Here is a 13,915-nt window from a genome sequence, read left to right as displayed (position 1 = left end):
ACTATTTATCATTCCCCTTTTCAACTTCATGCACCTCATTCGCTTTTTCAGGCAGCAGACACAGTAAAGGTATAACAAAGCATATGGTGTCATATGCAGAAAGCGAGAGCGACATTGCTGTGACTGCAAACATTATAAAGCAGAGTCCCATAGGTTCTTTTATGTCCGCAAAGAATTTCTTCAGGCTTTCAGAAAAGATCATGTACAAAAGCACACAGCCCGCTATGCCGTAATCTGACAGCAGCTCGATAAAAACATTGTGTGCCGCCTGAGCTTTCCCGTAATACGGTATGAGAAGCTGCTTTGCATTATCCACACCTGCTCCGAATATAAGCACATCGGGTCTTGACAGCATAAGTTCAAGATAAGCCTTCCATATTGCAGCTCTTCCGCTGGTGAAATCGACTGTAGCTGTCACTCGCTGGAATATTCCGGGAATTATAAAATTCTGATACAAATAGTATCCCGAGTACGCTATTATGGGAGTAAGTATAAAGAATATCATGAATATCAGCTTATTGCTTCTTCCTATCCGATAGATATACAGCAATGTTATGACAAACATTATTGCAACAGCAACGTAAAAGCTCTTTGAAAACGTCAGTATACCGCTATACATAAGGTATATACAGCAAACAGCGATAATCAGCCTGCTCTTTATATCCGTCCTGCATACTGTCAGTGCGCTTATTCCGAGAGCTATGCCGATTATTATGAGCTGAGTGTAATAATTGGGGTCTCCCGCTATACCTGCATATCTTGATGATATCTCACCGTTTACTATTACCTTCTGCGCTGTGACCTCAATATGCTTTGCCATATCAGGCATTGACCGAGATGCAGCTGTCATCAAGGTCAACGACAACAGGTATAATTTGGCAGAATCAAGGAAAAATCCCTTTTTTCTCTCCTCATCAGCTCCCAGAAGGTTTCCCGACTGCGTGATGAACAGCCAGTTCACAGCAGAGCTGATAAGCGGTACAGGTGTATGCTCATATTTCAGGAGCAGCAGCAGCTGTAACAAAAAGCATATAACCATACATATCTTGACGCTGCTCCTTATCTTATACCCTTTTCGCAGACTGTCCGCAATGAAAACAGTATAAAGTATGACAGATGTACTCGGAAGCGAGACCGCAAACTTGAATATTCCCATAAAAGGCAGCGCCGAAAATGTAAAGAGCCACTTTTTCTCTATCGAGAAAGAAAAAAACAGAACACAAATAACAGCAGACATGACCATACTTGCCTTAAAACCGTACACATTGAATAATATGCTGTATACAGTCCAGAAGCATAACGTCAGGTATATAAAGCCTTTTTTGCTATCTGTGGTCATTCAGTTCACCTCTCACTGCTGACAGTTCCCTTGTAAAACTCATTAAGGGTAGTACCCTCAGCATATGCCGAAATATGGCTGAAAAGCTCTTCAAGCATATAATACAGTTTTTCAATATCTTCGTCCGTTTTGAATGTCGGGTTCAGACCTGCACTCAATTCAGAAGAATGTATCATAAACTCAAGGTACTTGCAGTCAGCACCCACTTTTTTATCGACTAACAGTTTCATCTCATCAAGATTGTTAAGGCTTGGTCTCAGCCATCTGTTCCTGAACATCACCCTGTACATCGGCTTGGGCAAACGATACTTTACAGCATCAAAAGGCGAGAAGAATTTTTTCCTCGGGAATCCCTCGATAGTCACAGGCACTTCCAGTATCCTGTTTCCCGAAGTATTATCCACGAAATAGTAATGGTGCGGACTGCGGTAATAATCAGTTCCGCCATTGCCGTCCTTTTTTCCCTTTACGCCGCTCCAGTCAACTCCCGGCGTGACCGAACAGTCCACAGTATATCCGTATTTCCCCAGAATATTGTAATACGCAGGGCTCATGCCCCATCTTCCCGCACGATGCGATACTATAGGAGCCGTAAAGCGTGAGCGCAGCAGCTCCGTCATAAATCCGACCTTGCTGTCGATCACTGACTCGGGATACTCAAACAAAAACGGCTGCTGATGCATATCATCACCCGTAAGGTCATACTCAGGCGGAGAATTCCACGCATGAAGATGCATACCTATCTCACATTGTCCTCTGCATGAATAATGTTCCCCTAACTCAACAAAGCCGTCGTCCATAGCCATTTCATAATTTGTCAGGTATACAGGCTTGAACGAGTACTTATTGCACAGTTCCTGAAACCTGTGTAATCCCTTTGTATTGGTTGTCCCGATCACCTCGGGCTGCGACCAGAGGTCGTCGCCCTCTGTATCTATAGTTATTATAAAAGGTATTTTTTTCATTACCGAGCACTCTCCGATCTTTTTAATTTATGAGTGCATTCACACAGAAAAAGTATAAAAGATATTACTTTTCATACTTGAATTATACACTTTCACATAAAAAATGTCAACAAGAGAATTCAGAGGCACGGGTCTTATGTCTCAATATAACGAAAAAACATTGTCAAAGCACCTGTTTTCTGTTATAATGATATCAGAACATAACCGCACTTTTAAACCCGTTTTCGTCACTGTAGTCTAAGGAGGTACATATGTTATACAAAAAATTAGAACCCGCCGAACTAACAAGAGCTGCCGAAGTCATGGCAAATGCATTTGCGGATTATCCTTTGTGCGACTGCGTCAGGGATAAATTTACCACCAGAGAACAGTTCCTGCGCTTCATGACAGAGATCTTCAAGGTCTATGTCGCGGCATACAAAAGAAAAGGCTGCCCTGTCTTCATAGGAAAACGCGGAAATACTATTGCCAGCATTTCGATCCTCGTCCGTCCTCATACTCCCAGCGTAAAGCTTCAGGATTACATAAAAGCAGGCGCATTAAAAATATTTCTTATGACAAGTCCTGCCAATATCTTCAAACTGCTAAAAGTCATGGACTCAGGACACGGTCCGTGTGAGGAGCTTATGAAACGTTCCTGGTTCATCGAATCCCTTGCAGTAGCTCCCGAAATCCAGAGCAAACACCTCGGCACAGGTATGATACAGGATTGTATCCTTCCCTATATACGAAAACAGTCCCGCGGAAAAAATGCTGAGCTCACACTATTCACCAACAACGAGAAAAACCGCAGATTCTACGCTAAAAACGGCTTCGAGGAATTTGATGCCAAGGAGATCAGACAAGACGGCTGTATCATCGGCAACTGGAGCTTCCGCATGAAAGTTTCGTGCTGATCGTCCCGCTTGATGAAACATTATAATAATTCGTAAAACCAAAAGCCTTCCTGAACCTGCTTCGGGAAGGCTTTCTCATATCAATTATCCAAAATATGTCTGTATTATCTCGTTTTCATAATTGAATACATTTTTAAACATCTTGATGACATCAGTGACATACTCATTCGCGTCCTTACACAGTCCGCTTTCGGTCTGATACAAAAAACGCGCGATATTTCTGAATTTATCTCCGCTTTCTTTAAATCCGTCCGCCAGACATCTTAACTTGTCTGATGAGCATTTTTCACTCAGATAGTAAATCGAATCAGCAAACTCACTTCTGTTGAAAGTCGCCGAACCCGAGAGCAGTGATTTGCGCAGCATTCTCAGCTTCAATCCGACAATTTTAACTTTGATCGCATCATTATCCACGCTTTTATCATTTATAATGTCATATAAGCTTTCAAAAAACTGCATGAGATGATCGTATCCGTCACAGCCGCAGTACACCTTTATCTGCTGGTTGGTAAGGTATGAATTCTCATCACCACCGATATCATCTGTTCTCTCCGAGATCACCCTTTCGACCATCGCCTTTAAATATTCGGGCGTATTCATCTTCTCAGCGAGATCATCAAAATGAGCATTATCACTGATATGGATCGAGATAGATTCAGGAGCGGAAGGATAAACCTTAAATGTACGGGAATGCTCCAGAACCTTTGCCGATATCTTGGAAAAGCTTTTTTCCCTGCTCAGCTGTGAAAAAATGAAATTGTTAAGCTTATATCCTATCAAAGTTATCCCGCTGCACACACCTACCTGAAATGTTGCCTTATTCATCTTCTGATGAAGTATAGAATTTGAATCACACAGAATGATAAATGCACCTTCGTTAATCAAGGTCTCCTTCAGCTGACTTTGTGTTTTCAGATCTTTCCTGATACTATGCTCAATATTCTCTTCTTTAAAAAAAGCCTCTTCAAAATTGTCGCAAAAGCCTGAAAGCATCGGCAGCTTCATATGGCTTAGATTCATCTCCGAAAAACCTATCAATGAATTAAAGCAGGTCAGAAACAATGCATGAGGAGACACCTTCATACCTTTTATCTTTAAAAGATCACATAATGACTGAACTCTGCAATTGCCTATTCGTTCATCTTTATCCACACGATCAACAAGGTCAATTATCATTTTTTTCAACCTTTCCGTCTGCAATTTTGATAACACGATCGCAGTAGCGAAGAGTCCTGTTACTGTGTGTGACCATTATGACAGTAATTTTTTTCTCTTTATTCAGCTTTGCCAGCAGATCAATTATCATCTCAGAATTCTGACTGTCAAGACTTCCTGTTGGTTCATCAGCAAAAATGACCTTCGGCTCGTTCACCATAGACCTTGCAATAGCAACTCTTTGCTGCTGTCCGCCTGAAAGAGCTTCGACCTGTTTATCAATGCATTGTCCCAATCCAACGGATTCAAGCAGAGATACTATGTGATCGTGATACTTGTTCGGATTCTTGTTCGATAAAATAAGGGGGATCTCCATATTATCCTTCACGCTTAATCCCGGGATAAGATTATGGAACTGAAAAACGAAGCCTATCTCATTATTTCTGATATCGCTCATTTCTTTCTCATTGATAGCCGTGATCTCTTTTTTATCAATAAATACCTGTCCTTTAGTCGGTTCAACAAGACCGCTCATCAGATACAATAATGTACTTTTTCCTGCGCCCGATTCCCCGACAATACCTACGAATTCTCCATCTGATATTTTCAATGATATATCATTAACTATTACTGTTCCGTTATATTCTTTTGTAAGTTCTTTCAATTCAACCATAGTGAACTCCTCATTTATTTAATACCGGATCATACTTTCAATAGGTGATTCTTTCCGCATGATCCTAAATAACCGAAATGATTCAAACAGCATTACAACAACAGCACATAACGCTATTATCAGATACAGTACTACATTCGGCGTATATGAAACCGAAAAATGACTTGATACTTTATTCAATTCTATAAAATCCTTTGAGAAAAGCGGAACAAAAAGCAGTGTTATGATTATCTCAGGTAAGTGAAATGCCGTTAGTTCACACATAAGCAAACTCAGAACATTCTTCCTTGGAAGTCCGAGGATACGCAAAAGTGCAAACTCTCTTTTGCGGTCAAGTATTGTATTTTTATTTTGATTGCTGAGTACAAGTATCAGTGCAAAAGCCATGACAGCACATAAATACAAAAGAATATCATCACCGTTGGTTATCGAATCCTTCCATGAAGCTATAAGATCGTCTCTTGACTCGATCTTTACGATATTCGGGTTTATGTTCTTTCTCAATTCCGAAACATCATAATTATCCTTCAGATCCACGTTTGCACAGTATTTGCTGAAATCAGCTGCATTGAACAGTCCGTCAGGAAAGATCATGATATACGAAGAATAATCTTCTGTTTCAAAAACTGTTTTGATATTTACAGTTTTTTCCACGCCGTTCATTGTCACATTTACAGGATCGCCGATCCTGAGGTTAAGACCGTAAAATATCGAGCTCGAAACAGCAGCTTCATTGCCTTGTATTTCCGATATTTCTTTATCATCATACATTTCCGCGATATATTCGCTATTATCTTCAATGGACATAAAATAGCTCGTTATGATATCAGCCTTTCCTGTTCCGAGGTAATAGCCGCAAACAGGAGTGACATTTTCATTATTGGTGAATTCCTTCATCTGACCCTTTCCAACGGAATCATTGTCAAGAGTGATCCTTGCAGAGAAATTCACCTGAGTTTCTCCTTTATCGCCTGCCCAATCTTTGAAAGATTTTGAAAAATCGGTCAGTATACATATCATTATCAGGCTTATGGATAACGACAAGATCAATCCGAAATGGTTGTTCACCTTTCTCTTTGAAAGCTTATTTGTGATCTTGGCAGACTTAGCAGGTATCAGACTGATCTTTCTCAGCAGATACTTATGTACGATCAGCAGCACACAGACTAAAGTACAGCCTGTGAGCAGCATATGCAGGATCAAAGCATTCGAGCTTTTTTCGCTCTCTTTCGTTATAAATGGTATCGCTATGTCAAATGCCAGCAATATCACTGTAATGATATCAAAAACAATTGATCTTCCTTTTTTGGCTGAATAATTCTTTGCTTCATCTTCATTCTTTATTATCATGAAACGCTCTTTATTTTTGCGGACAGATATAAGCAAAGCAGCGGATATTATTATAATGTTCGCTGCCAGAAGCACAAGCATCAGCATCAGATCAACGGATATTGTAAATGCAGTATCCGTAAGTTTACATATGACCTTCGCAGCTGCAATTCCTAAAAAATACCCGAGAACACTGCCTATAACAGTGACGATCGCACTTTCGGTAAGCATGAATCTATTCAGTTTTGACTTTGACATTCCTAACATTCTCAATGTTACGAACAGCTTATTTTCACTTCTGAATACCTGAGCAAAATGAGTGAAAATAAATATTACAAAGACGATTGTTATTGCAATAACAAGTATCAATAAAACGGTCTGAAGATTTTCAAATTCCTTATCTATCTGTTCGGTACCGCTGAACTGATTGATGTATGTTATTTCATTCTTATCCAGTTCGTTTTTCAGCGCTTCAACTCTTTCAGTATCATGTGAAAGATCCAGTGTTGCGATCATCTGATCCGTCTGAACCGCTTCGCTGCTGTTTAGAAGTACGATCTCGGCATCAGGTGCAAAACCGTTTATCTTATTAGATATATCCGCTATGATATGATCTTTATTATCAATTTTTATTGTATCTCCGATCTTGCAGCCAAGCTTTTCACAAAGAAGCGTATTTATCAGGACCTCATTTTCTTTCACGTTTCCATCGCTGATATGAAAGAACTCGTTCATCTTTGATATGTCAGTAACTACTTTTACGGAATATGAAGTCTTATCCTGATAATCAGTTTCACAAGCCAGACCGTCAATATACGCACAAGCATTTCCGTCAGAAGAATCCAGATCCTTCGACGGATCATATTCCTTTGTATCGGAATAATAAACTATCATGTCGGCACATCCGTACTTATCCCAGTACGTAGACACCGCGTCTTTTTTTGCATTGTCCTGAACAAAAAATACCGCAGCCATTATCATACAGAAAAAAAGCGGCAGAACGCCAAGACCTATTAAATGTTTACGATGATATTTCAGATTAGTAGTTTTTTTAAGTAAATTCAAAAGCATTGATCTTGAACCCCATATTTTCAGAATGATTTTTCCTATTGCAAGCAAGGTAGTTAACGAGAAAAACAGCAAAATACCATATCCGTAAATAACATTTCCGTTATGAATGTAATTAAACGATCTCCTGATTATTCCCCAAACAGAAATTGCAATGAAGATCACGATCAAAGCAGAATACAGCTTTATTGACAAACTGCCTTTCTTCTTGCGATCGTCCGGCTCTGAATAAAACAAATTCTGCCAGAAGGACAGGCGGATATCATATTTATTGATCAGAAGCGACATGATATAATATCCGTCAGACAGTCTCGTAGGCATAAAATTTGATACGATCATAATGCCGTTAAGCAAAGCAAAATGATATGCACTATCGGCCACAGAAGCAGGAACCCATTGCTGCAATGACAAAAAATAAGCACAAATAACCGCAATAAAATTAACGTAGATCCCCGCAAGAACGACTTTCAGTTTTGTTTTTGGATCTGCGATCTTCATGTCTCTGTATCTGAAATAAAACATCGGGATAATACCAAGATATAATCCTAATGAAAAATCTTTGATACTTACTTTATTATTGATCGCTGCAAAAGCGTGACCCGCTTCATGAATACCGAAACAAGCGATAGTCATTATGACCGTTTCTATGATCGTATGCACGGCACTTGAGTTCGCAATATGCTTTATGCGAAGTTCATTGCCGAAACAAAACGAAACAAACGTAATTATGGCAAACACAGGTACAGCCCATACAGGAAATGTCAAAAAGAACTTATATAAAAGACGGATAAGAACGTTATCTTCTCCCCAGCCTTTTTCAAATCGCTTATTGAACATAGTAACGCCGAGCGCTCCCATTTCATCGTCGATCCTCTTTTCAGTTCCCTTGATGAGACCTGCCGATCTCAATCGGTCCACAAAGGCGTTCACATCTATTTTCTTATCAGGATACTTACCTTCGAGTTCTTTTTTTAATTCTTCCAAAGAGCTCTTTTTTTTCAGAGATTCAATTATATCAGATGCGTATTTATAAGTATTCTCATTCATCTTGATATATGAATTTACTGATTTACTGCCTAACAAGATCACATTTTTTTTTTGGAATGATTTCTGGATCACAAATTCAATATCTTCAACAACTTCAATGAGCAAATCATTCATTTGATATTAACACCTTTATCCTCAATGAGCCGATTCCATGAATACCTCTGACTGAGCTGCCTGAGATTGCTGACAAAGATCTTGTTCTTATCAGAATTATATACTTTCACAAGCTGTTCTATGATCCTTTTACCGATAGCCTTCTGAACAAGACAGCGTATGGGAGCAACAGCCATTTCATCTCCACAGAACAGATACGATCCGCCGGGACACCAAAGAGTACAGAAATTACGTGCAAAGCACTCCTGACACTCACGGATATCCGAACGATAACATCTCTTTTTTTCAGATACAGTTTTCTTTAAAGCCTCGATATCAGATATACAGCCCAGAGATTGATCTGTTCCGCTGTAATACATCTGACAAGGATAAAATTTACCTTTTTTGGTATAAAAGAGGCTCTCTTTTCCTGCGGTGCAGGTGCGTTTACTTTTCTTTTTTATTATATTAATGATAGCACTCAAAATATATGTGGGAGTTTTTGACCATCTATCATCTGATAACAGAATTTCAAAACTGTAATCAACAAGGTCAGAATAGAACATTTTTATTCCATTCACTATCTCAGGATCATTGAGATCACATTCAGCTGATTCAGCAACAAACGGAGAGACCGCATCAAATCCGAGATCATCAAAGGTCTTCAGATAATCACGTATTTTTCCCGAAGTATATTTTTTAAAAAAAGCTACTCCTAATGTAGCTTCAGCGACCAAAAAAAATGACCTCTCTCCGTAAGAAGTTAAGTTACGAGCAATTACATCATAGACGCTTTTATCTGAATGAGCAAAAACTCGCATCGTATCATTCTCGCTCTTATTTCCGTCAAGGCTTATTGACACACTAAAATCCATCTTATTAAAGAAATCCCACGCCTCTTTTGTAATAAGAGTACCATTTGTAACGATCGAGAAATGTGGTTTATCCAAACCGAGTTTTTCCGATTTTTCAGCAACATATTCCGAAAACTCTTTGATAGCGCTGAATGCCAGCATTGGCTCACCGCCGAAAAAAGTATAGTTCATTATTCCCTTTGGATAGACAAGAAGCAATTCATGAAAAACTTTTTTCATATCTTCTGCATTCATATCCTGCTCTATTGCCGAATGATCGTAAGCGCCTCCATTGGCATAACAGTACTTACACGCAAGATTGCATCGTTCACTTACACACAGCGTAAGACCGATCAACTGATCCTTACATTTTAATTCAGTAACCTGATCGCTTTTACATATTTCTGAATTAGCTTTTGAAGGAGCAGAAAAAGAATCGAGCTGTCCGTTATAAACAAAGATCTTATGAGTATCGGAATTAAAAATAATATATTTATTCAAATCGCACTGAACGGCGAAAAAATCGTTATTGATTTTGATCATAATTAAAAGTCCTTTTAAAAGCAATAAGGGCAGTAATATGCAGCTTACTGCCCCCCCATTATGTGTACAAGATATTTTTATCAACCGTAGCAGCAATTGCTAAAGCCGGACACACTTCCGGTAACGATCTCTTCAACAGTCTCGATATCGTCAAAAGAAACCTCTGTTAACTCTTCATTCTTTCTGAGCTCATCCATTTCCCACACCTCCTTACAATTTAAAATCATAAACACACATCCATCATTCCGCTGCACCGTTTTGTATGCCTGTGTGAATATAAACGCTTTTTGGTATCTCTCTAACCGCAATTAAATATTAGACAAAATTTTTTTGTTTGTCAAAAATATTATATCATATAAAAACACAAATGTCAATAAAAAATAAAGTTTTTTTGAACATTTTTGTGCATATCTGTTAAATAAATATCATTGAACAACTTTTTCTCCTATGTGATAAACCGTCCCATATTTTACAAGAAGCACAATATGAGACACCTCTGCTATCCCTCAGTCTTGTTTTCATATTATAATACACGTCCAAACCACAGACTGGCAAACAACAAACGTCATATCAATATATATGTATAAAAAATGAGCTGCACATTACTGTGCAGCTCATTGCCGTTCCGACTATGCTCAACTATAAAATGGCATCATTTTTTCAGCAGTTCAAAGAATGCTGGTACGTCCGCCAAGAATAAATAAGAAATAATAATACACCAGCGCCCTGACATTATTATTCTTTGTTATTTATTCTTTCTTATATATTATTTAAGCCTCGCTAATCTTTAGCGAGGCTATGTTGGTTGGGGTGGAAGGATTTGAAGGGAGGGTAGCCACCCCCTCTTCAAACGATCCCAGCCGAAATTATTATTTAAAACGACTAATAATATATGATAAATTATATCATATTTACCAAATTAAATCAAGTACTTTTTTTGAAAAAAGTCTGATATTTGCTGAAACTTTAAGTGTTTAGTCAATATCAGGCTTTTTTATTATATGCTATAATTTTCAAGGGGTATTCCCCGAATAAACGACATTTTGGAGGTACACTAAAACAACGGATCCCATTATGTGCTTCTTCCTTGCAGAGGGGTTCAGGCATACCCATGATAAGAAGAAATACTATTTCAGATTATTATTGTTTGCTGTCATAAGTCAGCCTGTATACTATATATATGTATATGGAACTGCACCTACAAGTATTCTTCACTTCATGCGCAACATGAGCATGATGGTTAGTCTGATGCTTGCGTTCATTTGCTTGCTGATCCTGACGAATGATAAGCTTAACATTACAGCTAAAGGTATATTAACTGTAATCACAATTTCGTTCGCACAGTTTGCGGACTGGGGATATATTATTCCAGTCTGGACGATAATTTTTTTCTTTTTCAATAAGGGAAAATATATGATGCTGGCTGCATTTATAGCAGCAACGATAATAATTCTGCCGGTAACATTCCTGAAATACTATGATAGCTTTGCAGCTTTCTCTTTCAATTATGGTGCGCTCTTCGCTCTGATCCCGCTACAATTATATAACGGGAAGCGTGAACGCAGCAGCACTCCATTGAAAAAGAAAATCAATTGTTGGTTCTTCTATATCTACTATCCTTTGCATATGATGGTGATTATTTTAATCGCTATTGAATCCCAAAAACGTTATTATTCATTGACTTTTAGATATATATGTGATATACTTTATGAGTTGCTGTTCATTATATAATTTATCATAATAATTTTCAAATAATAATTATACTAAGGAGAAATCTATGAAAACAAAAAAGATAATATCATTTTGCCTCTCGGCAACGCTTGCCTGCGGAAGTGTATTAACACTTACAAGCAATACATATTCTGATAATTTTACCAATCCGATTGTAGCTTCGGCAGCTATCAGCAATTATATTGGTGATGGACTTAGTTGGGAATATGATTCATCTTCCAGAACTCTTACAATAAGCGGTACCGGTAAAATGAAAAACTTTAATGGCATCAATTCAATTCCATGGAGAGTCAGAGCATCAGAAATAAAGAAGGTTATAATTTCTGATGGTGTTGAAAGCATAGGCAATTATGCATTCGCCATGTTCTCAAATCTCAAATACATTGAGATACCTAATTCAGTTCAAGAAATAGGAAAATTTGTTTTCTATAATTCCGGACTTGAAGCTGTAGAAATGAATGCAACAACAAGAATAATTCATGAATCCGCATTCAAAAATACACCTTACTACAGAAACAAGTTCACCACAGAAAGAAATTCGTATATGAGTATTGGTTCTGCTAAAGATATGACAGGCCGTCAGCTTGTTGTAAATATATTTCCGGCTGAACTAAGAGGTATGCCAGGAGTTGCTACTCAAGTTGACGGGGATTACATAGTAGATCATGATAAAGAGTATGTGATATATAAAGATTATAAATTTTACAAATACCTAAAAAGTAACTTACAATACACTTTTTTATCAAAATGGGGTTATAATGGTACTTTAGAATGCGTAAGTAATATAAACGAAATAAATGCAGAAAATCCAGAGCAGATTTATGCTAAATCTCTTGATACAATAAATTATTCCAGTCTGGTAGATGCTGATTACACCTCTTTTGCTACAGATGCAACAACTGATAGCATTAAAGACTGGTACGTAACCTCTCCTGAAATACAGGAAACGCTGAATACTGTTAATGATGCACTTGAAGACCTTGAGGCTCAGGCAGCAAATTATGATCAGTATCTTGAATTTGTCATGTCTCCGGAAACGAATTTTTATTATACCTATAATAACTGGGACGATACTGTTCAGTATGATTTTAAAGTAATGGGTCACGATGTAAATGTTGAACCTATAAAAGGTAGCTATCAGGAAATTACAAAATGGACTAATACAGATATTATATTAAAGCAGATGAGTGAAAAAGTCGGATTGGATTTTATGATATCAAAGGAACAAGTCAACCGCGATGAATATACTTCTCCACTTACAAACCAATTAATGTCAGAGTATGATGTTGATGGTGTTATTTACATCGTACATATACCTGGTAAAAATGATTTTGGTGGTATAGCTTTTCCAAATAGCAGTACTGATTTAAAAGATTTTGCGAATAACAGTAATCTTACAACAGCTACTGATGAACACTGCTTAATAAAAAATGAAAACAAGCTCACAATTATGCATGAAATATGTCATCTCTATGGTGCAGAAGATTATTACATTCGCTCCAAACTTAAAAGTGGTCAAGTTAATTTGAATAATGTAAGCTCAGGATTAGTCTATACAAATAATTATTATACAGGCAAAAACGCTGACCTTATGTGCGGAACACTTATGAATCTAAATCCTGATGAACCTAAAATAGGCGCAGATACCGCGTACAGCATTGGTTGGAGCGACAGCATTCTTAAAGATACCTTTGAGGTATTGTTTAATGGAAAGAACTATCCATATGGTGATGTAAATATGGATGGTGTTGTTGATACAAAAGATTCCGACTGCATAAGATATTACACCCTCTATAAGGAATACGGAAGTATCTATGATAACCCATCTGCTTCACTTACTCCGGTACAAAAAGCACTGGGAGGTATAGCTCCTTTCGGAGAATAAACAATTAATATTATTAATGATGAATAGCAGCAAAATGACCGCTTGTGAAATGATATGCACTCCAAAAGTTATATATTTTTGGAGGTATCACTTTGTGGGCGGTTTCTTTCTTTATAGGCATAGGGGGATACTTTACAATTTGTCGTCCATTTGCTCGAACTTAAACTGTTAAAGGTAACCGCCAACCAATCCCAGCCTATGTATGCTAAAATAAAACTGAGCCAGTTAGCCTCAAAATGATAATAAAAAAATGAGCCACTAAAATAAAAATCCTGTATAATAAGAGAAAGAGCTTGTGTACAGGAGGAACAAGGAGTGGCAATAGCAATGGAGATCT

Annotated in this window: 10 protein-coding genes; 3 read left to right on the top strand and 7 right to left on the bottom strand. The window is 37.8% G+C overall.

Annotated features, from left to right (window positions below; all coding sequences use genetic code 11):
- Nucleotide 1 precedes the first annotated feature (1 nt).
- Nucleotides 2-1,156, bottom strand: a complete 1,155-nt coding sequence (locus tag K6G33_RS05375; protein ID WP_296777089.1) for an O-antigen ligase — start codon at nucleotides 1,154-1,156, stop codon at nucleotides 2-4.
- A gap of 188 nt (nucleotides 1,157-1,344) precedes the next feature.
- The gene (locus K6G33_RS05370; RefSeq protein ID WP_296777086.1) at nucleotides 1,345-2,304 is read right to left on the bottom strand and encodes a hypothetical protein; all 960 of its coding nucleotides are present in this window, start codon (nucleotides 2,302-2,304) and stop codon (nucleotides 1,345-1,347) included.
- Between the two features lie 251 nt (nucleotides 2,305-2,555).
- Between K6G33_RS05370 and K6G33_RS05365 the strand changes: the two genes are divergently transcribed.
- On the top strand, nucleotides 2,556-3,200 hold the full coding sequence (locus K6G33_RS05365) for an N-acetyltransferase (protein ID WP_296777084.1): 645 nt from the start codon (nucleotides 2,556-2,558) through the stop codon (nucleotides 3,198-3,200).
- 84 nt (nucleotides 3,201-3,284) lie between these two features.
- Here the strand turns inward: K6G33_RS05365 and K6G33_RS05360 are convergent, their stop codons facing one another.
- Genes K6G33_RS05360 through K6G33_RS05345 form a run of 4 tightly spaced genes read right to left on the bottom strand, consistent with a single transcriptional unit; the run spans nucleotide 3,285 to nucleotide 10,046 of the window.
- Entirely contained in the window at nucleotides 3,285-4,376 is a 1,092-nt protein-coding gene (locus tag K6G33_RS05360) for a hypothetical protein (RefSeq protein ID WP_296777082.1), read from the bottom strand.
- Nucleotides 4,366-5,028 (bottom strand): ABC transporter ATP-binding protein, encoded by a 663-nt coding sequence (locus tag K6G33_RS05355; RefSeq protein WP_296777079.1) that lies wholly within the window; start codon nucleotides 5,026-5,028, stop codon nucleotides 4,366-4,368. Before K6G33_RS05355 ends, K6G33_RS05360 begins: the two co-directional genes overlap by 11 nt.
- Before the next feature lie 18 nt (nucleotides 5,029-5,046).
- On the bottom strand, nucleotides 5,047-8,586 hold the full coding sequence (locus tag K6G33_RS05350; RefSeq protein WP_296777077.1) for an FtsX-like permease family protein: 3,540 nt from the start codon (nucleotides 8,584-8,586) through the stop codon (nucleotides 5,047-5,049).
- Nucleotides 8,583-10,046, bottom strand: coding sequence for a radical SAM protein (locus K6G33_RS05345; RefSeq protein ID WP_296777075.1), 1,464 nt, complete (start codon nucleotides 10,044-10,046; stop codon nucleotides 8,583-8,585). The genes K6G33_RS05350 and K6G33_RS05345 overlap by 4 nt, the downstream gene beginning before the upstream one ends.
- A 990-nt stretch (nucleotides 10,047-11,036) precedes the next feature.
- Here K6G33_RS05345 and K6G33_RS15255 point away from each other — a divergent pair.
- Together K6G33_RS15255 and K6G33_RS05340 are read left to right on the top strand one after the other, a co-directional pair.
- The gene (locus K6G33_RS15255; RefSeq protein ID WP_367270480.1) at nucleotides 11,037-11,693 is read left to right on the top strand and encodes a TraX family protein; all 657 of its coding nucleotides are present in this window, start codon (nucleotides 11,037-11,039) and stop codon (nucleotides 11,691-11,693) included.
- Nucleotides 11,694-11,739: 46 nt separating this feature from the next.
- Nucleotides 11,740-13,578, top strand: coding sequence for a leucine-rich repeat protein (locus K6G33_RS05340; RefSeq protein WP_296777074.1), 1,839 nt, complete (start codon nucleotides 11,740-11,742; stop codon nucleotides 13,576-13,578).
- Between the two features lie 68 nt (nucleotides 13,579-13,646).
- Here the strand turns inward: K6G33_RS05340 and K6G33_RS05335 are convergent.
- Nucleotides 13,647-13,915 (bottom strand): hypothetical protein (locus K6G33_RS05335; RefSeq protein WP_296777071.1); only part of this gene is annotated, 269 nt, incomplete at its 5' end.

Source organism: Ruminococcus sp. (assembly GCF_024691275.1).
GTDB lineage: Bacteria > Bacillota > Clostridia > Oscillospirales > Ruminococcaceae > Ruminococcus.
This window is presented reverse-complemented; position numbering and strand designations above follow the sequence as displayed.